General features: G+C 44.0%; 19 protein-coding genes and 1 pseudogene. 4 read left to right on the top strand and 16 right to left on the bottom strand.

The window, feature by feature from the left end:
* A pseudogene (locus tag R7P64_RS02265) lies at nucleotides 1–390 on the top strand (hypothetical protein); the annotation flags it as partial.
* A gap of 4 nt (nucleotides 391–394) precedes the next feature.
* A complete protein-coding gene (locus R7P64_RS02260; protein ID WP_213968268.1) occupies nucleotides 395–2,041 on the top strand; it encodes a BatD family protein in 1,647 nt (548 codons plus the stop codon).
* Between the two features lie 58 nt (nucleotides 2,042–2,099).
* Here R7P64_RS02260 and R7P64_RS02255 read toward each other — a convergent pair whose 3' ends face one another.
* From R7P64_RS02255 to R7P64_RS02230, 6 genes are all read right to left on the bottom strand, one after another.
* Complete coding sequence (locus tag R7P64_RS02255; RefSeq protein WP_246542882.1) at nucleotides 2,100–2,645, bottom strand: outer membrane beta-barrel protein; 546 nt, start codon at nucleotides 2,643–2,645, stop codon at nucleotides 2,100–2,102.
* Between the two features lie 143 nt (nucleotides 2,646–2,788).
* Nucleotides 2,789–4,885 (bottom strand): GGDEF domain-containing protein, encoded by a 2,097-nt coding sequence (locus tag R7P64_RS02250; RefSeq protein ID WP_005383921.1) that lies wholly within the window; start codon nucleotides 4,883–4,885, stop codon nucleotides 2,789–2,791.
* 328 nt (nucleotides 4,886–5,213) lie between these two features.
* Entirely contained in the window at nucleotides 5,214–5,963 is a 750-nt protein-coding gene (pstB, locus tag R7P64_RS02245; protein ID WP_005375156.1) for a phosphate ABC transporter ATP-binding protein PstB, read from the bottom strand.
* Nucleotides 5,964–6,023: 60 nt separating this feature from the next.
* Nucleotides 6,024–6,887, bottom strand: coding sequence for a phosphate ABC transporter permease PstA (pstA, locus tag R7P64_RS02240; protein ID WP_005383923.1), 864 nt, complete (start codon nucleotides 6,885–6,887; stop codon nucleotides 6,024–6,026).
* A 22-nt stretch (nucleotides 6,888–6,909) separates the two neighbouring features.
* Nucleotides 6,910–7,842 (bottom strand): phosphate ABC transporter permease subunit PstC, encoded by a 933-nt coding sequence (gene pstC / locus R7P64_RS02235; protein ID WP_005375154.1) that lies wholly within the window; start codon nucleotides 7,840–7,842, stop codon nucleotides 6,910–6,912.
* A 100-nt stretch (nucleotides 7,843–7,942) separates the two neighbouring features.
* Nucleotides 7,943–8,764 carry a phosphate ABC transporter substrate-binding protein gene (locus R7P64_RS02230; RefSeq protein WP_005375153.1) on the bottom strand — a complete coding sequence of 274 codons (822 nt, stop codon included), beginning with the start codon at nucleotides 8,762–8,764 and terminating at the stop codon, nucleotides 7,943–7,945.
* 331 nt (nucleotides 8,765–9,095) lie between these two features.
* Between R7P64_RS02230 and R7P64_RS02225 the strand changes: the two genes are divergently transcribed.
* The gene (locus R7P64_RS02225) at nucleotides 9,096–10,739 is read left to right on the top strand and encodes a methyl-accepting chemotaxis protein (protein ID WP_213968267.1); all 1,644 of its coding nucleotides are present in this window, start codon (nucleotides 9,096–9,098) and stop codon (nucleotides 10,737–10,739) included.
* Nucleotides 10,740–10,846: 107 nt separating this feature from the next.
* Here the strand turns inward: R7P64_RS02225 and R7P64_RS02220 are convergent, their stop codons facing one another.
* From R7P64_RS02220 to R7P64_RS02195, 6 genes are all read right to left on the bottom strand, one after another.
* Nucleotides 10,847–11,422: a DUF1566 domain-containing protein gene (locus tag R7P64_RS02220; protein ID WP_053307911.1), complete on the bottom strand. Its 576-nt coding sequence runs from the start codon at nucleotides 11,420–11,422 to the stop codon at nucleotides 10,847–10,849.
* Between the two features lies 1 nt (nucleotide 11,423).
* Nucleotides 11,424–12,875, bottom strand: a complete 1,452-nt coding sequence (locus R7P64_RS02215) for a DUF1566 domain-containing protein (protein WP_213986954.1) — start codon at nucleotides 12,873–12,875, stop codon at nucleotides 11,424–11,426.
* Nucleotides 12,876–12,900: 25 nt separating this feature from the next.
* On the bottom strand, nucleotides 12,901–15,153 hold the full coding sequence (locus R7P64_RS02210) for a proprotein convertase P-domain-containing protein (protein WP_213986953.1): 2,253 nt from the start codon (nucleotides 15,151–15,153) through the stop codon (nucleotides 12,901–12,903).
* 9 nt (nucleotides 15,154–15,162) lie between these two features.
* Complete coding sequence (locus R7P64_RS02205) at nucleotides 15,163–17,304, bottom strand: TonB-dependent hemoglobin/transferrin/lactoferrin family receptor (RefSeq protein ID WP_064376394.1); 2,142 nt, start codon at nucleotides 17,302–17,304, stop codon at nucleotides 15,163–15,165.
* Nucleotides 17,305–19,302 carry a prolyl oligopeptidase family serine peptidase gene (locus R7P64_RS02200; RefSeq protein ID WP_213986952.1) on the bottom strand — a complete coding sequence of 666 codons (1,998 nt, stop codon included), beginning with the start codon at nucleotides 19,300–19,302 and terminating at the stop codon, nucleotides 17,305–17,307.
* A 324-nt stretch (nucleotides 19,303–19,626) separates the two neighbouring features.
* On the bottom strand, nucleotides 19,627–20,970 hold the full coding sequence (locus R7P64_RS02195) for a DEAD/DEAH box helicase (protein ID WP_213986951.1): 1,344 nt from the start codon (nucleotides 20,968–20,970) through the stop codon (nucleotides 19,627–19,629).
* A gap of 550 nt (nucleotides 20,971–21,520) precedes the next feature.
* Here R7P64_RS02195 and R7P64_RS02190 point away from each other — a divergent pair.
* Nucleotides 21,521–21,775 carry an Lpp/OprI family alanine-zipper lipoprotein gene (locus R7P64_RS02190; protein ID WP_005375145.1) on the top strand — a complete coding sequence of 85 codons (255 nt, stop codon included), beginning with the start codon at nucleotides 21,521–21,523 and terminating at the stop codon, nucleotides 21,773–21,775.
* A gap of 172 nt (nucleotides 21,776–21,947) precedes the next feature.
* On the opposite strand, the gene R7P64_RS02185 is transcribed toward R7P64_RS02190, so the two are convergent.
* From R7P64_RS02185 to R7P64_RS02170, 4 genes are all read right to left on the bottom strand, one after another.
* On the bottom strand, nucleotides 21,948–22,523 hold the full coding sequence (locus R7P64_RS02185; RefSeq protein ID WP_213961724.1) for a hypothetical protein: 576 nt from the start codon (nucleotides 22,521–22,523) through the stop codon (nucleotides 21,948–21,950).
* Nucleotides 22,523–23,239: an AHH domain-containing protein gene (locus tag R7P64_RS02180; protein WP_225461298.1), complete on the bottom strand. Its 717-nt coding sequence runs from the start codon at nucleotides 23,237–23,239 to the stop codon at nucleotides 22,523–22,525. The genes R7P64_RS02185 and R7P64_RS02180 overlap by 1 nt, the downstream gene beginning before the upstream one ends.
* 166 nt (nucleotides 23,240–23,405) lie before the next feature.
* Nucleotides 23,406–24,332, bottom strand: a complete 927-nt coding sequence (locus tag R7P64_RS02175) for an HNH endonuclease (RefSeq protein ID WP_213961722.1) — start codon at nucleotides 24,330–24,332, stop codon at nucleotides 23,406–23,408.
* Between the two features lie 807 nt (nucleotides 24,333–25,139).
* Nucleotides 25,140–25,337: a hypothetical protein gene (locus R7P64_RS02170; protein WP_078230707.1), complete on the bottom strand. Its 198-nt coding sequence runs from the start codon at nucleotides 25,335–25,337 to the stop codon at nucleotides 25,140–25,142.
* Nucleotides 25,338–25,339: the final 2 nt, after the last annotated feature.

Genomic DNA, 25,339 nt, shown 5'->3' with positions numbered 1-25,339 from the left:
CAACAGCAACAGCAACAGCAACAGCAACAGCAACAGCAACAGCAACAGCAACAGCAACAGCAACAGCAACAGCAACAGCAACAAAAGTCTCAAAACGAAGGGAAAGAAGCGCAAGGACAACAGTCACAAAATCAGCAAGATTCTGAAAATAAAAAAGAAAAACAAAAAACGGAACAACATCAACCGCAACGAGATGACAAGCAAGTGAAGGATCAAGGTGAACCAATACAGGCTAAAGCGCATCCCGAAAAAATGCATCAGGATGATCCTGAGTTCCGTCGACTAGAAGCAGTAGAAAGTGCTCGCGACCCAAGCTTTTTGATCCGTGCGCAAATGCAACTTCAAGCGCAACAAAAACAACCTCCACAACAATCTCAAAAGGAGTGGTAAGCCTGTGATGAACAAAGGCGTAAAACTGGTCTTTATTTTTGTGGCCAGCCTAATATCCAGTTTCTCGGTGATGGCACAGACACTTCAAGCTAGTGTGAATAAAACACAAGTAGCCAAGAATGAAGTGATTAACCTCAGAATCATTTCAGATACTGAGCTCAGCTCAGACTCAATCGACTTCAATGTTCTAGAGAAAGACTTCTTCTTAGGTCAACCTCGTTATGGCCGCTCTAGCAATAACATTAACGGAAGAAAATCAGTGCGTACCGAGTGGAGTATCTCAATTGCACCAATGAAAGAAGGTGTTCTGACTATTCCAAGTTTTTCCGCTGATGGCATGAAAACGGAGCCGATCAAACTACGTGTCAACGCGAGCCAAACAGACCCCAATCTTGATGATCTATTTAGCTTCAATATTACGGTCGACAACAGTACGCTCTACCCTCAGCAATCTGCAACATTACGTATACAACTTCTAATTAAAGCGGACACTCGACGCCTAGATAACCCGCAAATAGTACCTCCGCAGATTGAAGGCATGAAGCTTGAGGCACTGGGTGGCTTACAACAAAGACAGAAGATCTCAAATGGGTTAGAAGTAGCGGTCATAGAGCAGTCGTTTCGCTTAACGGCCAATCAACCAGGCACTTATACCTTGATAGGTCCTAAACTGACCGGTTCTTATATTTATGGCGACAGCTTGACGGGCTCAACCAAAATAATGCCTATCAACACCAAAGCGAAACGCATGCCAATCACGGTCAAACCGATTCCGAGCGAATTTAAAGGTGAATGGCTTCCTGCTTCAGCGTTAGAAATGACACAGAGCTGGCAAGACGATCAAGGTAATCTACTGTCGACTAACGCGATCAACACAGTAAAGCAAGGTTCTTCACTCACTCGAACCATTCAAGTTAAGGCTCGCGGTACACAAGCCGAATATCTGCCACGAGTCAATATTAGTTACCCGAGTTCACTGCGCGTGTATCCCGAACAACCTAAGTTCGATAGCGCGAGAGATGGCACCGTTACCATGACGGTGAAGCAAGTCATTATTCCTACAGAGGCCGGGAAATATACCTTACCAGGATACGACTTAAACTGGTGGGACAGTCAAAATGATGAAGCGAAGAAAACAACGTTACCAGAGCTAACATTAGACGTAGAGAAAAATGACACTGGGCTAATCACGTTGCCGGAATCGCCTCTTTCAGCGCCTTTAGTGCCAGCCCCTAGTCCTGAATCAAGCGGCGGTGTAAACAGTCTCTGGCGAACGTTAACCTTTGTTTTCTCAGGGCTTTGGATAATGACATTAGGAATCGCAATTTGGGCATGGAAAAAGCGCCCAATAACAGCGAGTGGAACGGTTTCAAATACTGAACAACCACTTTGCATCGACGCGCTAAAAAAAGTCATCGAAGAGGGCGATGCTGCGAAAATTGAACGCTCTGTAAATGAGTATTTAACCACTCATCAAGACAGGTTAAACCCTGGTGACGTACAAGTAATTAAGCAAGAGCTTAATGCCATGAATCAAGCGCGTTTTAGTGCTAACCAACAACCTTGGAGCCCTGATTCGCTGCTAGCGAAAATTCAAAACCTTGGCAAAGCAAACGTAACGAAAACCGACCACCAACTCGAAAAGTTATAAATAACAATGGCAGCGTTTTAAAAGCTGCCATTGTTATCTTCAAAGAATCCAAATACATTTATAGACGATAAACAATATTTAAATTAAAGCCGCTTAAATCTAGTCCTTTGTCGTCATAAAGCTTCATCCATTCAATTTGTAACTCTAATGGTGTTCCTTTATTAAATGCAAATCCAACCCCATATTGCAAATCTTCATCACTGTCAGAGATTCCATCCACTGACGCTGTTATTTTCCCGTATCCTAATAACCCATACAGGTCTACATTTTCACCCAAAGGAACCAAACCTTTTGCCAACAAAGCAAAATTACGTTCCACCTCTACTGAAGTACCATATAACTCATCATCAGATATGCTTCCATAGCCTCGGACTTCAACACCAAAGTTTTGATGAAACCTATAGCCAAACATCGCACCTAGCAGAGAGTTATTCAACGAGTACGATCCCAAAGATCCAAGATTTATATCGGCGTCAGCGTATTGATAACCTACTCCCAAGTATCCAAAAGGTTCAAATTCACTTACATTATTGTATTGTTTTCCTTGAGATACTCCGGTGAAACTCAACGCCAGCATTGCTAGTACCACACTACCTTTTTTCATAATCACATCCATACTGATCAAGCTGCACACTGCAATATAAAAGTAGTTGATTATATAGATGCCAGCAATAAATTTATAAATAAAAGTAATAATAGTAGGCAAATTGTTGTTCACGTCACAACAGTATTTGATTGAGCATTTTGCTAGTATCGCCTTACACAATTTCGCCCATGATTCTTCGCTTGATAGAGTGCCTTATCCGACAACTGATATAAGTGGTCGAAATTAAAGTCTTTGCCTTTCGCTTTATAACAAGAATAACCGACTGAAACGGTAAGTAACTCCCCGTCTGGGTTATGTCGATGCTTTATCCCCTCGCCCTCGATGCACTGACGAATGCACTCTGCTCTCAATCGAACCTCCTCTTGCTCAGAACCAATCATGAGCAACGCAAACTCCTCACCACCGATACGGCAAAAAACTTCATCTTCACCTTTGGTATGATGATCCAAGATATAGCCAATTCGCATCAATGCAATATCGCCTTCGAGATGACCATAGTGATTATTGAATAAGCCAAAATGGTCAATATCAATCAGGATCAGGCCAAACGACATGTCGTCTTCACACTCTAGGGCGCAATATTTTTGCATCACATGTTCTAACATGCGGCGATTACCAAGACGCGTCAAAGGATCGAGCTTAGAAAGTACCTCAAGCTGTCGATTGGCTTCCTCCAACTCTTTTGTTCGGTTCTGAACCTCCAGCTCTAAGTTTTCGTTTAGTTCGCGAATCGCCTCTTGAGCTTGAGTACGTTGCAATACTTCAGCTAAGCTGGACGCGAACATACGAATCACTTCACGTAACTGAGAAGTTAAGGGCGCACGTGTCAGCAAATTATCAACAGCGATAAAGGCGATAGGACCACTGCTATTTGAAGTCAATACCGTCATCGCAGCCCAACCAAAGCCAACAATATTACAGTCATGATAAATAGGCACTGATTCTTCAAATGCGACTTCGTTTGGCATTGAGCGAGCCAGATTTATAAGAGAGAAATCTTGGGTTTCGCCAAAGAAGTAAGATTCATCCACCACGTTACCTTGAATATCGGTACCCCACGTTCCTTGCATGTAAGAGCAATTTTCATCAGTTAAAAACACCGCCATTCGATCAATACCAAGATTTTTAATGGCGAAAGTGACGGCCGATTTGCATACTCCACTGACAGTAGTGCAACGTGATAACTCAACCATGCTTGAATGCAACATGCGTACGTTTTGTTCTTGGCGCTTACGAATGTAAATTTGAGAGAAAAGTGAACCAAACGAGTCCAACATCTGTTTTTGATATGCCGTTATCGGCTTACGATGAATAAAGTTATCTAGCGCGAACCACCCAAACGGTTCATTGCCATCGCGTAAAATCAACATCGCATTCCAGCCCTGCCCGATGACCTTGCCTGCTGTGTATATTGGCGCGTCTTCTACAATCACTAAGTTGCTCTCAAGGCTAGATAACGCGGTGATATACTCCTCGCTAAGTTGATGTAAATCGTATTGTGTGTGAAATTCATCAATCGTAATTCCTGACTCATCCGTGCCGTATGTACCACTGAAGCTGCGCTTTTTCATATCGAGAAGCATCAGTGTAGAGCGATCAAACCCCAATCGTTCACGTAGCGCTTCGACGGCTTTGTAGTACAAGTCCTTTAAAGAATCAGGATTAGAGATTTCGAGTGCAACTTGCTGAACTAACTTCATATTTTCGATAAAGCGCTCGCGTTGGCTAATCTCATCAACATATTGCGCTTCACGAATATCTCTGTGCCTGATCTCTTTCGAGGCATTTTTTTCAGCACGAATACATTGCCAACGCGCCGCTGCGAGTTGCATTGCGTCGTAACTTTCTTCATAGATATTATGTGCCGTGCGAGCATGTACAGATTGAATCAGTAGGTAGGTACGTTTGATAGGCGTGTTGTCGAGCATCATGATGTAACTGTCACCCCCTAAATCTCGGGTGTGGTTCCAGTTACAAGTGTTGATCGCCAGAGGTATGATGCTTTCAGAGGTATCAAACTGACTTGCCCACTCCCAGAATGTCTCAGGATAGTTTTGGGTTGGGTAAAGCTCTCCGCGAGAGAAGCTCATCGAATGACGAGGGTTAATTGAAGGATCTTCAAAAATAGCGAGGGCTTGAGGGGAAAACAGACTCTCTAAATGATCAAAGATTGCCTCCGCTAGCAACCGATGGTCCCTTGTTGAAGACACTTTTCTTGTAAAACTTCTTAAACTCACCCTACCAACCTAATCTACTTTTTTATCCTCGATAAAAAGCTACTTAGGCCATGATATGCAATCAATACGTTCAAATTTGAGCTGTTAAGTCATTCGCAAAATTATCAGACTTAGTGTTACATTCGAGAGCTCTTCAGCACTTTTAAAGCCATGTTTCACATAAGTTACATGCTTTATAAACTGGGGAGGAAAGTTGTGCTTATTTACAAGATTTTTTGTGTTGGTAGGCGTTATAAGCCTACGACTTAAAAAGAAAAAGGCCCCTCATTAAGAGGGGCAAAGTTACCATCGCTTATAGTTATTTAGTTATGCTTGTAAATACGGTGGATTAACCGAAATCACCATTTACGTAGCCTTGAGTACGGTCGTCTTGAGGGTTGCTAAAGATCACTTGCGTATCGTTGTGCTCAACCAGTTCACCCATTAGAAAAAACGCAGTGCGGTCAGAGATACGACGCGCCTGTTGCATTGAGTGAGTCACGATAACGATGGTGTAGTTCTTCTTTAGCTCTTCCATCAGTTCTTCGATTTTGTGTGTCGCAATTGGGTCAAGTGCCGACGTTGGCTCATCCATCAGAATCACATCCGGCTCCATCGCGATTGTACGTGCAATACATAAACGTTGCTGCTGACCACCAGAAAGACCGAATGCGTGTGATTTAAGGCGATCTTTCACCTCATCCCAAAGTGCAGCACCGCGCAGCGAACGCTCTACCACTTCATCAATTGTCTTTTTGTCTTTGATACCTTGAGCACGTAATCCGTAAGCCACGTTCTCGTAAATGCTCATCGGGAATGGGTTTGGCTTTTGGAATACCATGCCGACTTTGATGCGAAGGTCAGCAACATCAATGTTGCCGTAAATATCTTCGCCGTCCATCGCCAATTTACCTGTAATTTTCACGCCTTCGATTAGATCATTCATTCGGTTCAAACAGCGTAGAAGCGTTGATTTTCCGCAACCTGACGGGCCGATAAGCGCCGTCACTTGGCGAACTGGAATTGGTAAGTTGATCGATTTCAGTGCTTGGTTGTCACCGTAGAATAGGTCTAGGTTTTCAATATCAAATTTGTTCATTGTCTTAATCTCTTAATTCTTGAATTCGTGTCTTTTAACGTGCGTTCTTAATTAGTGTTGTTAGTAAGTTGCGGTGTTAAAACGTCGTGCAATCAGTTTCGTTACCATGTTGATCAAGAGAACAACCACGATAAGCACTGTTGCCGTACCGTAAGCCTGATTCCATTCTTCAACGGTAAACAGTTCGGTAGTCAGTTTGTATAGGTGGACGGTTAGCGTACGACCTGAATCTAATAAAGAATCCGGAATACGTGCAACCATACCTGCTGTCAGGAATACTGGAGCAGACTCACCAATGACACGACCAATACTCAGAATGACCGAGGTTAAGATACCTGGCATTGCGCTCGGAAGAATCAAACGCCAGATAGTGTAAATCTTAGAAGCACCGAGGCCATAAGAGCCTTCACGGTACGTTTGTGGTACTGCCATCAGCGCTTCTTCCGTTGTACGGATGATCACTGGCAGGATTAGGATACTTAGCGTCAATGCACCCGACAGAATCGAGAAGCCAAGGCCAAGAATCGCCACGAAGAAAGTCATACCAAACAGGCCGAAAATGATCGACGGGATACCCGCCAATGACTCGGTACAGAATCGGATGATTTTCACCAAACGACTGCCCACTTTCGCGTATTCGGTCAAGTAGATTGCCGTCATGATACCGAGTGGCGCTGCCACTGCGATAGAAGCGATAACCATGTAAATGGTCGCCACAATCATTGGGAAGATACCGTGCTCTTCACCTGTGCGCGTATAGTTATCAGTAATGAAGTTCCAATCTACGTGTTGTAGACCGTTTGATAGGATGTACCAGATAATCCAGAACAAGAAACCTACCGTTAGTGCTGCCGAGATCCAGACAAATGCGTTAAAGACATTATCTTTGAACTGGCGTGCTTTTTTTAGTTTTGCGCGATCCATAATAGTCACCTTTAACGAGCGATTACTTCGCTTTTTCTCGGTTTAGGTACAGTAGTACAGCGTTCAACGACATGATGAAGACCAGAAGTACTACACCTGTAGCGTAAAGTGCGTTCGCGTGAACACCACTTGCGTAAGACATTTCAATAGCGATGTTTGCAGTTAGTGTACGAGCCGAATCCAAGATGCCTTCTGGCATTGCCGGTGCGTTACCCATAACCATAATGATCGCCATGGTCTCACCTAATGCACGACCGATACCCAGTATCACACCTGTCATGATGCCTGAGCGAGCCGCTGGAACGAGCAATTTAAAGATGGTGTAGATTTTCGATGCGCCCAGTGCCAAAGAACCTTCTTTATAAGTACGAGGGACAGCGCGGATAGACGTTTCAGATACCGTAATTACTGTTGGTAGAATCATCACACCAAGAACAATAATACCGGCCAAGATAGTGTTACCTGCAGGTACATCAAATACCTTCTGAATCAATGGAACGATAATAACCAGACCGAAGAAACCGTAGACCACTGAAGGAATACCGGCTAGCAGCTCAACCGCTGGACGGATAATGTCTGCTAATCGCTTTGGTGCGATTTCAGCGATAAAAATGGCGGTCAGAACACCAATTGGAACCCCAACAATGACAGCACCAGCCGTCGATACGATAGATGCCACAATCATGGTGGCGACACCGTAAAGCGCAGGTGGTAACCAGTTTTGTCCTAAGACAATGCCCGATACGCCTGCTTCTTGGAATGCCGGAATACTCTCTCGAACGATGAAGTATGCAATAACGGCTAATGAAACAATGCCGATTACGGCACTCGTTAGGAACAAGCCGTGGAAGATGCGCTCTTTCCAGTCTACACGACGCTTCTCGCGTAGGCCTGACTTGCTGATAGCTCTAGCGTCAGTATTCATAAGCTTTTCACTATTTGTTGCGATGGTCATTTAAAAATCTCACGGTTCTGGGCAATGCCGTTGAACACAATGGATAGAAAAGGCTCAGCCCGAAACGTTGGGCTGAGCAAACTTTAGAGTCCCGATGGGATTAGTTAACTGATATGTAACCTTTTTGGTCAACTAGCGCTTGCGCTTCGTCAGTTAGCATCCAGTCTAGGAATTTTTGCGTTTCTGTTGATGGCTTGCCTTCTTTGTAAAGAACAAGGAATGGACGCGCTACTTTGTAAGAACCGTTTTTAACGTTAGCTACCGTTGCATCAACGCCGTCAATTGCTAGCGCATTAACAGTGTTGTCTACAGTACCAAGAGAAATGTAGCCGATTGCGTATGGGTTAGATGCAACCATTGTTTTCAGTGCGCCGTTACCGTTTGCAACTTGAGCACGTTGAGAGATAGCTGATACTTTCTTACCAGAAATCTTCATTTTTAGAGACATGATGTCTTCAAATGCGCCACGAGTACCAGAAGCTGTGTCACGAGTAATGGCTACGATTGGCTTGTCTGCACCACCGACTTCTTTCCAGTTTGATACTTCGCCTTTGTAGATTGCAGTCACTTGCTCGGCTGTTAGACCTGGCAGTTTGTTTTGTGGGTTAACAACCACTGCGATACCATCACGAGCAACCACTTCTTCGATTAGTGTTGATTCTTTTTCAGAGTCTTTTAGATTACGAGAAGACATACCAAGGTCTGCTGAACCATTTTTCGCTGCTTTTACACCAGCTGAAGAACCAGGACCTTGAACTTCGATAAATACGTTAGGGTTCTTCTTCATGTACGTTTCAGAGAAAACTTCCATCAGTGGAGTTACGCTGCTAGAACCCACTGCAGAGATAGTTTCTTTAGCAGAAACAGGAGTCACTGCCATTGCGCCTAGAAGTGCGATTGCACCGATTACTGTCTTTTTCATCACAATTTCCTTAAGTGGCTTTATTGCCGTTGTGTTTCACTTGAACGGTGCTCACTTTAGAATTTGAATATGACAGTTGTGTTTCACTTAGTTGAACCCTCTATGACACGTTGTCATTTCTAACTATTAATTCCGCGACTTATCCCTCTCTCAATTTGAACGTAACGTTTTTATAACGTTGCCTCATGTTCAAGATGATAACCCCATCGATTTTGGTACATTTCATAACAATTAGATATGAGTAACTCATTGATTTGGCAAATATAACAATTAAAATCGAAATGCTTATTTATAAAAAAGATAATAATTAAACCGATAGAGGGTCAATCTCATGCGTCAATTTCTTAGTACGCTTTCTATTAAACTTCAGGTTTTTCTGCCTGTTCTATTCACAGTTATATTACTCATCATTGGACTGAGTGTCGGAATCGGTAAACTCGATCAAGCATTCAATAAGGTTTCGGCTTCCACCCATAAGCTAATCATTCACAAAGAGGAACTTAGCGGCATCGTAGACAATACTTACGCCATGCGCATCAAAGCCATTTATAGTCTATTTAGAGCCGAAGATGTTCAGTCTCTCAACCAAGAGCTTTCTGAGCGACAAAACAAAAACCGCGATTTTCTTAACTCCATCGACAATCTCCCTGGCGTTCAAAATGAAGTCAATGCTATGCGTAAGGCCATGAATCACTATGTTGATTTCACTCGCGTTACCATGACACCTCTGCTCACCACTAAACACTCTTCTGATTACACCACCTCTGATTTCAATCAAAAGTACGAATCTGCAATGGCTGAGTATCGATTAGCTGGCGAAGCGATGATCAACGCCATCGACAAACTATCTAAACAATTGAATCAAATCGTCACCGATGAAGTCGAAACGAATGGCGAACAACATTCAACCACGCTAACTTACAGCGCCGTCTCGCTTGCGGTGATCTTGAGTGCCGCTTCACTTATTAGTTGGGTACTCGCCAGCTACATCGTTGCGCCGATTCGTAACCTTCAAGTAACGATGCAGGAAGTCGCGAAGGGAAACCTACTAGTTAAGACCGAAGCCATCGGGAAAAACGAAGTGTCTCAGCTGGCTCGAGATGTAAACCAGACCATAGAAAAACTGCGTGAAACTGTAAGCGCATTGGTTCGCATTAGTGAAGATGTGGCATCAGCATCAACCGAGTTAGCAACTGTTATGACTCAAAGCAGCGTCAACTCGGATCAAGAAAAGCAAGAAGTTGAGCAAGTAGCCTCGGCGATCAATCAGCTAGAGTCGACCGCAGCTGAAGTATCGACCAATGCACAAGAAGCCGATAGTGCATCAAATCAAGCACGTACGTTAACCTCACAAAGTATAAGCATGTTTGGGGAAAGCACTCGCGCAAGTGAAAAGATGGCGGAACAACTTAACGAAGCCGCTGCCGTCGTGACTTCACTAAAAGATCAATCAGAACACATTGGTCGCGTGATCGAAGTGATTGAAGGTATTTCTGAGCAAACGAATCTACTTGCACTGAATGCAGCGATTGAAGCTGCACGGGCGGGCGAAAGTGGCAGAGGCTTTGCGGTAGTCGCCGATGAAGTACGTATGCTGGCAGCACGAACTCAGGAGTCCACCAAAGAGATCCAAACCATTATAGAAGAGCTACAGCAACAATCTGGTCACGCAAATGAAAGTATGCATTCCAGCTTAGCCATGTTGTCAGACAACCAAGCTCTTACACAAGAAGTTAGCCAATCACTTGCTAATATCAGTAATGCTATCGCCGATCTGAACTCAATCAATACTCAAGTTGCAACCGCATCAGAAGAGCAGAAACAGGTCACGGCTGATATCAACAACAACTTAACGAACATCTATGAACTAGTGAGCCAGAACGTAACTGGTATCACTCAATCCGCCGCGGCAGCGCAAGAGTTGTCTGGTTTAGCAGAAAACCAAAAACATCAGCTTAAGCAGTTCCAAGTTTAAATCTCTGAACAACACGATAAGCTCCAAAGGTCAGAAAAGAAAAAGCTCCGCACTGGTGGAGCTTCTTATAAAGGCAAAGCTATCAACCCTTATTAACGTAATAATTATTATTCATCTGTCACTAACAAGAGAGAACTTTTGAAACTTGAGTTTAACGGATCTCTATTGAAAACCTCACCATTAGTCGTATCAAAAGTTGCAACATGCTTACCGTCGCCATTAGGTGTGTTGCTCCAGACATAACGCCCTAGCACATCATCTCCATCTGTCAGACTATAGCCGCTAGCAAACCCTGTACTATTTATGGCTGGGCTGTGGCAAGCTCGCTCAGTTAGAGATACCAGCTCTTTGATATTTGCTAGTCGCCAATTTTTTTTGTCAGCAAAATTGTGAAGAGGATGGTTGCCGTCCTTATTACGAATTTGTTTGGCTGTGGAGAGAGCGAGTTGCCATGACATTGTAGATCGCGTCCCCTGGCATTCTTGATTTCCTACATTCCATGTCATACCAACTGGACAGCGCATCCATGTAAGACCTGTTTTTAAGTCAGTTACGGTACCGTTATCAGAATATGTATAACGCGTGTTAGGTGCCGTTTTAGCAAAGTCAGTAGAACACTCTTGTGCAGCCATTGCAGTTTGAGAAGCCAAAGCAAGAGATAGTACAGTTATTAATTTCTTCATCTTATTGGCCCTTTACTGCTACTAGACGGATTGGGAATTGGTATGAGTCATCGGCGTCTGCACTTGTGTTGCTTGAGCGAATATCGACGAGTGAAATAGTGCCTCTATCTACGCCCCGAGAGATAATTGCAGGAAAATAAACCTCAGCATCAACGAGCTGTGATGATGTATTCACAAACGTAAAGTCGCTATGCCAAAACGCACCATACTCTAAATAAGGACTGCCTATCGTTTGCTGTGGGAAGTATTTAACATTGAAACCATACACGTTGTGTGGCGCATATTCCTCGTTCGGAGCGAACCGCGTTTGTTCACCAAAATCTAATAAGTCATATGTTTCACGGTAAGTAGGCAAGCGCCAACCATTGATTCCACATAACGATTGTTTGTTTATGTACTCAACATATTGGCTAGTGGTACAAACTTCATCACCAGCGTCTTTACAACCTGCAAGCTCTACATCTTTGCTAAATGGCTTAAATGTTTCAGACTCAAACGCAAATAGGCGATCTTTAAATTGAACCGAGCTCGCATCCGCACTCTTATTTTCCCAAACAAGACCAGTACGTTCGTCCATAGTACAAGCCCACTTAGTCGCATCTGCTGCTAAAGCTGCACCTTGTGAATCTAGCTTAACGAACTTAAAGCCAGCGCCTGTCGACGTTTGCTTGTCCTCTTTGTCGAAGCCGTATTCCGCATCTTGACCAGGGTAAGACGCTTGAACCTCAGCAACGTCTGCTGCTCCTTCAGCAAAATAAAGAACGGCGCCCGTATCGTTACTACCAACCGTTTGTTCAGCAACCGCTACAATTTCTTCAGCAAATGCACTTACTTCCGCTTCAGACAGAAGATCAGAGGCCAACGATTTACCTTGGAAGCTAAGACTTTGAGCAAGCAGCGCTACGCCTTTGATCATTTGCTTTGGTTGCATCGCAGCTAATAGCACAACCGTGTTTTGCTCTAGCTTGTCTAGCTCGCTAGCTTCTGCGTTAGACATCACCGTACCAGAAAGAGAAACGCCGGCATCGGCGAGTTGCGCTTTCACAATCTCTTCAGCTTGAGCAACGGTTTTACCGTCAATTACAAGACCCGCGAGCAACGTTGTTACACCATTGACCGTGTTACCCGTTGCTAAATTTTGACCCGGAGCCGCAAGACGCAACGTTTGGTTTGAACCTTGATCAACTTGAGCAAGAATGGTGCTGGTTAGTACGTTTTTGTCGCTTGAAGTCAGGCTAAATTTACCGGCATTATCCGTTTTAGCACTCGGTTCAGTGGAATCACAAACGTAGTTTTGGTTTAAATCGATACATACTGGCGTATCAAGAAGTGTACCTGCAGAAACGATGGTGCCAGCTACATCATAGGTCGGTGCCGACGTGTCACCACCAGAACCTCCGCCACAGCCAGCAAGGGCTAGTGACATAGCAACGAAAGAATATTGAAACTTCATAGATTTTATCTTCTTTTGATTTTAATTAACGAGAGCGAATCACTCTCACCATTGAAAGCAGGAAAAGTCCTAACAAGGTCCAAGGCGAACCACTGCCACCTGAACCACCGCCACTGCTTTCTTTAGTGGTATCAGCACTACACTGATACTGAGCAAAGTGACTCACACCCCACTCTTTCAACACCCCAGAGTTCCCTGACACGCGGTCAGACACTTCGAGACGCCAAGTACCCCAACTCGGTTGACCGACAAGTGCTTGTAACTCCTCGTCATACTGAGCGGTGAAGTAACCTTTAAATCCTTTGGTATTGCTTGATTGATGGCTAAGTAGCACGACCGATTTGCCTTGTGGAGACACAAGCGTCACTTGCAGATCTTGCAGTGAGTCATGTTCGATGTTCAGGTAAACCGCAAACGAATCATCAATCGTGCGTGACTTGTCCGATAGCGTCTGAGAGAACAGTCTGTCGCCCTGCTCCGGTAAAGCGGAATTCACTGATTGAGGCTGGATATCGAGCTCTGGCGTACCATTAACCAGCATCACCTTTTCACTCCACTGGTGAGTCTTTAGGCCTTCAGCAAATTGATAATCCAATGAAATAGAGGAATCGAATTGCGTGCCACATGTTAGACCGCTTGGTAACGCCACCTTCATTGAGGTCGAGTCAGAAAGCGTTTCATCAAAGTCGAAAACGGATGCGTTGTTTAGCTGCCATTGTCCTTTGATGCTCGCTTCGCGGCCAGTTTGGCTCAGGCTCAAACCAACGTCTTGACCTTGTGCGATGTATCGAGCGTCATAGCGAACACGAAGAGGCGCTTTAAGTAAGTTGTGTCTGTTGAAGCTGTCCGTCAGGAATTGGGCGTAGTCTTTATTTGGGAACAAAGTTTTTGCGGCAAACACGGTCGATTCCGCCAGATCATGCATTTTCACGCCACGACCAATGCCGTACATGCCTTCAAGTACAATGGCGTCAAACTCGCGGAACACGTTATCGGTATCATCACCGTATCGTTCAACCGATGCTTTAAGTGCTTGGAACAGTGGCGTTGACCATAACTCGTCGCCTAGTTCACCGCCCACACTAACGTGCGCTGGATACTCTGAACCCTCGAAGTAACGAGCTCTTTGGTTCCATAAGCTACGAGTTGTTTTGCGTGTTCCGAACACACCGTCCCAGTTGAACACCGTATCTAACTCGAACTCTTGACCACGACGCGAAGCATCCAAATATTGAGTGCGGTAGCTCGCGCTGCCCGCCCAGTAATCAGCAAAACCCTCTGCGATAGCACCAGTGTGACCGTACGCCCAATCCGGTACGATTTGGTAATGAATGCCATGCCCAAGCTCGTGTATCACTACATCAGCATCGACTGCATCCGGAGAAACACCACCGACACCTAGCATGAGTGCTTTCGGACCGTAATAGTAAGTAGAGTTATCTTTTGATAAACCGCGAGCGTCAAAACGAAGCGGTTCGTCAAACAAGTCGTAAGTCAGGCTTGTCAGATATTGGATCGAGCTATCAAGATGATAAAAAGCCATCAACTGTGGGAACGCATTGTCACCAAACTCGGTGCTTTGCATCTCATCAACACTGTCAAACGCTTGAACTCCTTCTGCGCTGAGAAAGTCCAACGTATCGAGTACAGGCGCTTCACCAGGTGCTGGGGCTGCAAATAAACCCGTCGCATCCACTTGCTTTAATCTTGGGTTAGAGAGATAGAACTTACCTCCCGACTTTAAAACCTCAATCGACTTGGTGACGTACTCGATCGGCTGAGGGTAATCAGACAGTGCTGACCACGTCGATTCTGGTGCCGCTTGCTGTTGCATGGTGCGAAGATCTGGGTTGAATAAAGAAACCTCAACATTAACCAGACTTCCAGAGCTCAAAGCAGGTGGCTCTTGTGCTTGCAGTTGGCGAGGCGATTCCAATTCCATTGCAACCGTTGGTTTACCGTTGCGAATGATCGTATCTTCAAGGCTCTTAAACGCTCGCACAACGTGATGATTTTTATCGGTTGTTACTACTAGGGTGCGCTGTGCTTGATATTCACCGTTTACCCAAACATCAAAATTGTAATGCTCACCAAGCTGAGATTGGGTTTTGTAACGGAACTTAAACTCGCCCGCTTCTGAGTAGTGGCTGTCTAGATAAGTTTTCGCTTGCGCTTCATTCGTTACCACAGAGTCCGTTACGGGATAATCCCACTCTGCAGCCTGTGCCGCAGGGGTACAAGCAATAAGCAGCGAAAACGCCAATGGTTTTAGCTTCATGATTTCGTCCTAGAATTCGTATTTTGCAGTCAGCGTGAAGTAGCGCCCTGGCTCAGTTGAGTAACGCTTACTTTCCTCAGCGATACCCGCTACGTCTTGGTATCGGATGTATTCTTTGTCGAACAGGTTGATGATGTTTGCGCTAACACGAAGGTCTTTGGAAACGTGGTAAGTTGCGCCAATATCAAACGTATTCCACGCACTTGTCTGCGCGCAATCTGTCGCTAGACCAAGCGTGGTCTGGCATTTAGGAACGCGATCCATTGCCGCGGCCCAGTTCCAAGCCACGTAAGCATTGAAGTCTTGGTTGGCGTATTTCAGTTGAGCGTTACCTTCGAATGGCGTAATGCTTCGAACGTATTCACCTTCCGCGTCTTTGCCATCTACGTAGCCAAACTTAGTGCTGATGTCCCATTGTTTGGTGATCGCGTAACCCGCAGAAAGCTCTGCACCATACGTCTCGACACCATCGAGGTTTTGGTATTGTTTAATGTAATTACCATTGCTTGAGTCAAAGCCCGTGGTCACAACGTCGATGAAGTTTTCAAACTTGTTGTAGAACAAAGACGCATAGACATACGCACGACCGTTATCGAACTTGTTACCGATTTCAAATGAGTCGGAAGTTTCAGCTTCTAGATCCATGTTTGGTGCAATGACAAACGGCGTGAGCGGCACAAAGTCGTGGCTTACGAAGCCATACGCTTTATCGTATTCCGGAGCACGGTAACCATGGTTATAAGATACATAAGCAATGTTGTTGGCAAATACTTCACGAGAAACCGAAAGACTTGGAGATACCTCTGAGCTATCCATGTCTTTTAATGGGAAGCCGCCCACTTCACCCGCACCGTCTGGCGTGAGACGGTGCGCATCAAAGCGTAGGCCACCTGTGATGGTCCATTTATCCAGTTCCACCATGTCTCGAACGTACAAACCAATGTTATAAGCACGAGCAGGAGCGAAAGGTTGTTTGGTCGAAGGTGTTACTCCGTTCCAATCAATCTTGGAGTCGCTATCTGTGCGTTCGTAATAGTCAGTAGAAAGCTCGACACCGTAAGCCAATTGGTGCTCAGCATTTGCTGCATAAATCGTATTAGTGAAATCGCCACGGAAGCCAATTGTTTCGTCAATGAAGGTTTTGTGTTCCAGCTCGCGACGCTTGGTGATCAAACCATTGTGATCCACTTGGCGCATTAAACGGTTGGTGTCTTCCACCACTTCGGTGTGACGCCAGTAAACTTTGGTATCCAACTCTTCGAACCAAGTTGGATTAATCGGAGTCACCTCTGCACCAATATAAGCGCTGTACTCTTCTGTGGTTTCATCCTCAGCAAAGTCTTCAATATGCCAAATTCCATCAGGTTGAATGGACGGTGAACCCTCCAAACGCTCTTGGTTCTGGGTGTAGAGTTCCGCTTTGGCTTTCAACATCACCTCTTCATTGAAAAAGTGGTTGATCGTATAAGCACCGCTGTAACCATCGAGGTCGCGGTTATACAAATCTTCATCAAAGTTACGTGTCTCTTGTCCTTGCCAGTATGAAACGTTAAACAAACTCTCTGTATCACCGGAACGGAAAGCTAGATTACTCGTGCCTTTGTACTTGTTGCTGATATCGGTGTAAGTACCGGAAACATCGGTGTAGAAGTCTTTGTCTTTTAAGAAATCACCCGGCTGGCTGGATTCTAAAATCACCACACCGCCGATCGCGCCAGAGCCATGCACCGAAGAACTTGCCCCTTTAATGATTTGCAGCGATTCAAAATTGGATAAATCAAAAGTATCTCGCCCAACGGCATCATTAATGTCATTCGCACCGAAGCCATCCGCAGAACGAATGCCATCACGAACGATCATAATGCGGTTACCCGTCATACCACGGATGGTAATGTTTTGCGGACGTCCTGCACCGCCCGTCACGCTTACACCAGGTTCGTTACGCAGCACGTCATATAGCTCGGTCTCGCCTCTTTCTTCGATTTGCTCGTTTGTGATAACCGCGACACTACCTGCCACTTTTGACAATGGCTGATCGATTTTATTGGCGGTTACCACCACCTCTTCCATTGAGAAAACCTTAGATTCGGCGTGCACTTGACTGGCAGCAAGTACCGAAAGTACTGCCGCTGACACTGGGGTAAGCTTCATTTACTGCTCCGCTTTAGATGTTTTAATGAGTGATAGTAGAAATGCGTATTCTTTTGCTTGTTGTTCTTGCGCTTGTCGTGGGTCCATTTGGTGGCCCGAATTAAAATCAGTTTGCAACAAGTACGGCCCGTTGCGCTCACTTAACGCTGAAACTTTAGCGAGATACTTTGCACCTTCCCAATATGGCACGCGCTGATCGATTAAACCGACTTGAACCAACATGGGTGGGTAAGCGTTTTTATGGATATTGAGAATCGGATCGTACGCCTTCATTAACGCCAATTGTTCAGGTTTGGTTGGGTTACCCCATTCGCCATACTGCTGTGTGGTAAGCGGAAGTGAGGTATCCGACATACTTGCAACCACATCAACAAAAGGCACTTTAAGTACGACACCTGAAAACAATTTAGGATCTTGATTAACCGCTCCGGCCACCAACGTGCCACCAGCACTAGAACCGATGGCGAAAACCTCTCTATTGCCACGTTCGAATGTTTGCAGCGCCTTCGCGGCCGCGACAAAATCACCAATAGAATTGGCTTTTCGCACACCACGGCCTTGCTCGTGCCATTCATCGCCAAAGTACCCACCGCCACGGACATGGGCGATAACGTAAATCACACCTTGGTCGAGTAAACTGATAACCTGAGGCATAAAGTACGGTTTCATCGTAAAACCATACGCGCCGTAACCGTAAATCATCACAGGAGATTGTGGGTGCAATTTGTCTTTGCGATACGCCAAAGAGACCGGGACAGAAACGCCGTCGTGCTTAATAAAAATACGTTGGGATACATAACGCTGACTATCAAAGTCTTGGTAAGCATCTTGAGAGTACAAGGATTTATTCAGCGTTTTTACATCGAACTCTTCCCACTGAGGAGGCGTAGTCATCGACATGCTTCGGATACGAATTTTGTTTGATTCAAAATCGCCCAATGTGCTTAGCCAAGCGACATTACCATCGTGTTCCAATGGCAGTATCACTTTTTCCTGCCCTTGGTAAGAATACACCGTCAATGTCGACAAGTTGTTTGGCTTACTAAGTGCCACAACTCCTGCATCATAAAGGTAGAACTGTTCAAGCGGCTCACGAGGATTGGTAAAGCGTTGCCATGTTGCGCCAAGCGGTGCGAGTTCGGCTTGGTAAAGGGCGAACTTTCCTTCCAGGTTGCTTTTAAGATAAATGTAACCTTTCGCCACATCCGCGTAATATTCCACACCCACTTCAGGCTTTCGCAATGAATCTGAGACAGTGCCCGTTTCTAGGTCGACAAGCTTCTGCTCTGTTGTTGACTCGTTGTTGCTTTGCAGCACAGCATAACGGCTATCTGCCGCACGATAGAAAGAAAGTAACCAATCTGACTTGGGTTCATTCCATAGGACTGTTTTTGCTAAAGATTCAGTGGAGATACGTAAGATCTGATGAGGTCGCTGGGTGCGCTTTTCTTTTGCAACGAGGAATGCCACTTTCCCGTTAGGTGACAACAATACGCCACTATCGACGTGCGTCGCCAGTTCCGTAGATTGACCGGAGAGTAAATCAACAACCACAGCACGATATTGTTCGCTGCCGTCGATATCTTCCGTGAAAAGTAGCGTGTCACCATTCACTTGCCATTGACCAAGTTGGTAGTACTGATGCGCAGATTGTCGTTCATCGAAATCGAACACCACGTTTTCTGGTGCATGTTGACTCGCACGGGATAATAGTAAGTAACGACCATCGCGACGCATTAGCGTCCACTCTCTTCCACTCACGATCGACCATGGCTTATCACCTTTGTCTGCCACAATGGTATCCCACTGCGTTAGTAGGTTTTTTGTCAACGTCTGATAACTTTTTTGGTGCTGTTCAGTTTTGTGGTTTTGTTCTGTTAGGTAGGTAAGAACTCGCTCATCTTTACGAGCATCATCTCGAAGCCAGTTGAAATCATCAGCAGCAAAGCCAGAACTAGAGGTAATTATGAGCCCTAAAAAAACATGAGTAAATTTCATATAGAGAGCGAATTCATTTATAGGATTAATACAATGGCGCGTATTCTGCCCTTAAATAAAAATGAGATCAATTATCATTTTCATAATCATGTTAGATTTTTATCTAGTGTGTGAGGAAAAACGTTTGCTTTGACCGAGGTTATAAAACTTAATAACTTCCTAAATTAGCGTTCTATGCTGTTTATATACAACCAGACAGATATAAAAGCTGACTAACGAGTGAGTATGGAAAGACGCTATTTCACCTAGCGACAGACATAAAAAATCCGAGTGCGAACACTCGGATTTTTAAGAACTAAAATCAATGGGAAACTACAGCAGCTTTTACTCTTCAGAGCTCGGTGCCGCTGGTTTTTTCTTAGGGATGAAGACATCATCACCCACAGATACGTTTTTGTAGAAGCTCTTGTCACGCTTAGCTGGTTTTTTCGCCGATTTTTTCGCTTGAGGGCGAGCTTTCTTTGCGGTCGCTTTCTTATTGCGGAAATCTGGTTTAAGTGGCTTAAGGCCTTTAAACTTACCTTTCAAATCTTCGAACAATGAAAACTCAAGATCTTGTTGTAGGTATGCTTCTACACGTTTAAAGCTATCCCAGTCTTTTGGACCAACAAGAGAGATTGCATCCCCTTTATTTCCAGCACGACCAGTACGACCAACTCGGTGTACGTATTCTTCGGTATGCTTTGGCATATCGAAGTTGATGACGTGTGTCACAGTTGCAATATCCAAACCGCGGGAAGCAACATCAGTCGTTACAAGGATCTTAAACACTGCGCGCTCAAACTGACTCATAATGGTGTTACGTTGAGTCTGGTTCAAGTTACCACTTAGTGCTACAGCCTTCAGTTTCTTTTCGTTCAGCTTTTCTGTTAGTCGCTCAGTATCATCACGCGTTGCCGTAAAGATAATAACTTGACGGTATTCAGCCTCAGAAAGAACACGATCTAAAATTGCCTCTTTATGATCCAGGTGATCACACAAGTAAAATTTTTGCGTAATATCTTTATGTTCTTCGTTAGAAACGCCGATAGCAATACGCTTTGGCGTATTGAGCATTTCAGCCGCGATTTCATTGACGTCTGCATGATCTAATGTCGCAGAGAACATCAACGTTTGACGACGACGATGCTTGGCTGCTTTATGAATGCGACGAAGCTCTGGTGCAAAGCCCAAATCCAACATACGGTCTGCTTCGTCAAGAATCAGCGTTTCCAAACCATCCAGATAAAGCGAACGATGATCTAAGTGATCAGCCAAACGTCCTGGTGTCGCCACGATAAATTTCGGGTAACGACGCAGAGCTTTTACCTGATCGTTAAAGTTCTCACCACCCAAAATCAGTGCTGCTTCATAAGATAGGCCAGCTAGCATAGAACGAAGCTCACCATATACTTGTTTCGCTAACTCACGAGTAGGAGCAAGGATAACCGCGCGAGGGTCTTTCGCAGAAAACGATTTTGTCTTTAAAGACTTATGAAGCATTGGCAATACAAACGCCAAAGTCTTGCCCGAACCCGTTTTCGAAGATGCCAATAGATCCTTGCCTGCAATCGCAACAGGAATCGCCTGCTGCTGAATGTCAGTCGCTTTTTTAAAATCGTAGTGTTTTAGGTTCTTCAACAATCGGTTGTCTAGGCCTAGATCTTTAAATTGCAAAGTATTCTCCAATAAATCAGTCAGCGTCTGAGCGCTCTGTAGTGTCGTTTCCGCTCTAACGCAGCAAAAAAATAAAGCTCGGTATAATACCGCAAATCATAGGAGTATAGATAGAGATCACACAAACTAATTCCCTGTGGTGACGGTAAAACATCATTTGTGGCTCAGTTCAGAGTAAACCCTAGCCTTTTTGATGTGCATCTGAACGTGAAGTTTAATGAAAGGCCTTTCAGATATGTCTTCTATTCTTCAACAAAACGACGTAAATAGCAGTTATTTGGGCCAATAAACTTTCATTTGTGTCAATATCGTCTAAATTATTGATATCAGGAACGTGGCAAATACACCTGCTATGAAAACTGTTGTGAGAACGAAATAAAGGATAGGTAGTTAAACTTTGTTAAGTTCAGGTAAAAGTTGACGTCAGGTACTCCATGAAATTCTTGGGTTTTTTTGACTTTTGCTACATCATGTACTGATAAAATGTAACCACATTTAACCTCGCTACTGTATAAAATAATAGTTAGTGGCGAGACTTTCACTATAAGCAAGGAGTTCTTATATGAACAAAACGTTGATCGCAGCTGCAGCAACTTCAGTACTTCTACTAGCCGGTTGTGCTTCTTCTGATGACGCAGCTACAGCAAATGCAGCAAAATTAGACGAACTAAGCAACCAAGTTAGCCAACTAAGCCAAGACGTACAAGCTCTTCAATCTGACGTTCAAAAATCAGGCGCAGCAGCAATGGCTGCTCAAGAAGAAGCTGAGCGTGCTAACGAGCGTATCGATAACATCGCTCAGTCTTACACTAAGTAAGATAAACAAGATAAAAATATCACTGACTATCAGTTAGTTAGCGGCCATTACAAACCAAAATGGCGATAAAATGGCGACATGTACTATGTCGCCATTTTGTTTTATTGTTGCTGTCACTGATGTGACCAAGCGATGTGAAGCACTAAATGATGAGTCACACTAAAACCGTTGACTAGTAGTCGAATATATCCAATAGATCTAAATCGAATTCAACACCACGTAAGCCATGTTCATTACACAAGTTCTTTAGCTTGTCATCGCAATACAACAACTCACACCCTTCCATCAATGACTTAAAAACGTACTTATCTACAACGCTAGACTCAACAAACTTAAGCGACTCCAAGCCAACCGGATGCTCATCAATGTATTCGTGTTTCGTGTGTTCCTTGTCTTCTTCGCCAAAACTCATGACATTGAAAACCTGAAACTTCTCGCCATCAATCACGATAGGTAAAAACTCACCATCTGATTCAATGTATGGCTTTAACACTTCAACCGCTCGCGGCGTTAGCACCAAGCAAACACCCCAAACGGATATGTCCGGGATTTTTACCGATGTCTTATAGTGAGCGGTAAATTCAACACTCTCTTCTACCCAAACATCAGATAGCCCCTTTGCTCTTACTGGCTCATTGAAAAGCCTATCCAACAGGGCATCATCGCCCGCATCTATGGCCCTTTGAAACGGATCATGCTCAAGAACTTTAAAGTAACGATTGAGGTTTCTTACCTGATATATACTCATTAAGCTGGCTTCCAAGATGGATCTTTCTTCATAAGAATTTGGGGAGGATGAGAACCATCCTTTAATTGAGATTTGATAGTCACAAGTCTCGCCCTAAATGCACTTTCATTGTTGCGAATGACCGCCAACCTGCCAACCCACCTCTGATAGTTATCGCCATGTATGCGCGAGTGCGTCGGCGCTTTTGGCGTAGTGTAATGCCCTTTGTAGGCGGTAGAACGAGGGAGCCAAATTCCATTAATTGAATCATTAATGCCTATCCCGTACATGAACATTTGCAACCGAGCGTTGGTCATGGCCCTAACACGCCCATTCCCCATAATGATATGATGCGCTGCATGATTTGGTGACGGCTGTGGCTCTGCAATGGCATACAAATTACTTACCAAGCGTGTTGTAGGATGATGTTTTTCCTTGGCCAATTCGGTATGAGAGCTATCTTTGTTGTCGTCTCGATAGGCTTCCAAATCTGCAAGCAACTGCTCTTGCAATTGTGCATGCGCGTTAATCTTGGCACGCTCTCGATTCAAATGAGCAATTGTTTCCTCTGCTTCTTTAACTTCTTTAGGCGAGGTTTTATCTAAATCCTTTATCTTATGGTAATGCTTGTACGCTTTAACCTGAAATCTATATATCGCCATCTCCAAGCCTGACGGATTCTTTGGCCTTAAAGGGAGCTTCAGAACGGGAGACTTACCCAAAATTACTTTTTCCATTTTCTTTTCAAACCTTCAAAAAGAATAATGCTCCACCCTATAAGCGCACCCGGTCAACGAGGCAAACGTGTTTTTGTGCTTAAGTTAAAACTGTCACGAACTGACTAACATGTTAATTACATACAACTCTAAACATCGCGGACGCCCGTAGGCTGGCTCAAGCGACTCAACTTTTTAAGACATTATTTCGATGATATTTAATAAATGCCTTTTGCGGCTCACTAAATGAGCCCACGTTTAGAGGGTATGGTATGCCCCAACAATTCAATAATGAAATTACGGAGTGATCTGAAATGATTAAATCAGCATCATCAGTAAATGATATCCACCCTTTATCAAAGAGCTTATCGATATGAGGAGAAAGAAGTAAGCCATTGTTTCCATCCAGTTTTTCTTGGTTATTGGATTCACGCCAAGGTTTACAGTGACTTGCGATCAAAAAGCGTTTGTCTGACAAACCTGTAACACGACATTTAGATTCAATAGCTTCCAGATTCTTTCTGAATTTTCCTTGGCCACGTCGTGCTTTTATCAACTGCTCTTTCTCTGTTTCGCTAATAGAATCATCATACTCTAATTGCTGTTCTATTTCGTTATCTAGTTCATTGATACCTTCATCAAAACCTAGCTCTTCTTTAGTCGCAACTGCTTCGCCTGAAAGCTCAAAAAGAAGGTTAGCTAACTTCTCTGAAATATTAGCCAAGTAACAACTTTGATTGCCATTTCCATTCTTTTGGATAGGAGCATACTTATCAGAAAGTAGAGGGGCGATTGCGGAAATGTTGTCTTTAGCGCGAAATGGTTTATCTAAGGTTGTCCACTCAACCTTAACTAACCAGCCTTCATTGCCCCAATAACCTCCTTTATCACCGAACTCATCTGGTTTAGATGCAGACCTACATTGTTCAACAACCTTGCCGATAGCCCTAATTTCAGCAAAAGCGAAAGAAAACACAGTGTCACCGACCGAAGTTTTGGGCATGTTGTCATAGCTATGATTTCTAGCTCCATTGGCATTCTTCTTAGGAGACCAAATATAGCCACCTTCAATCTCTTCTTTGTGTGTCTGTTTATGGTTTACCCACCAAAACATCTTGTTCTCCAAGTTTTCTAATTGATATGGTGCAGATAGCCAAATATCCAAACATAAATCTACAACTAGACATTTTCGAGTGTATAAACACACCCTCAGATATCGTTAAAGTTGTCCAATATTATATGACGTGAAATTTATAGTTATATCTTATTAGACGGTCGTTTGAAGTCTCTGTTTCTGCTGTTTAGCCTAGCACTGTTATTTACAGGTACCCATTAGAATCACATTTTAACTCATAAATTTAATCTCTTTTTTAGCCTAATGTCTTGAACAGTTTCGAAAAAATATAATTCCTACCAAACTGTCTGCAACCCCTTGTTCTGTGAGGCTTAACCTCTAAGGAAAGAGATCTTTAACTTTACCTATTCGATCTTTAAAACTCTCACAAAAAACACACAATGCAATTAAAAATCAAACACTTAAAATCAAATCCAAGATCCTTACAGATCGTAAATATTGCAATTTATCGAAAAAAAACGCATTTTTTGAAATTCTGCTAGATGAAATATAGGTCCTTTAAGAGATTTTCTGGATCACTGTAACTCCTTATAGCAAAAGAGCTCATTACGCGTTCTAGGTTTCTCATACTTCATAAATTTTCACTGAATCAAAATTTCTAAAATATCAGATCGAAAACTTCGCAGGTGGGGAGGAGGAGTGCGGATTCCGTCACCCAGAGGCTGATTTACGTCACCGCTGTCGCTTAGGCTTCACGGAGCTTAATCGGTCGTTGAATTAAGGCAATATGGTCAAGATAAAAGAAAAGCGCCTTTGGTAGGCGCTTGGTATGGCTAGAATCGGTTTCTAGATTATTGGATGCTCTCCGGCAGAACTGCCACTCGATATGTTTGCCTTGGCATTTTGTGTGATTTCGTCATACACAGCATTGGCGATCGCTTCTGCCATCTTTCCTGCCATGGCGAATTCACCTTTTAGAACGAACCCTTGTGCCTGGAGTTCGCTTTCTAACTTTTCTTTGAGGGATGCTTTACTCATTGCCATGT

This window comes from Vibrio sp. 2304, from assembly GCF_033339475.1.
GTDB classification, from domain to species: domain Bacteria; phylum Pseudomonadota; class Gammaproteobacteria; order Enterobacterales; family Vibrionaceae; genus Vibrio; species Vibrio alginolyticus.
Note: the sequence above shows the minus strand (reverse complement) of the source record. Positions and strands in the feature narration are given on the sequence as shown.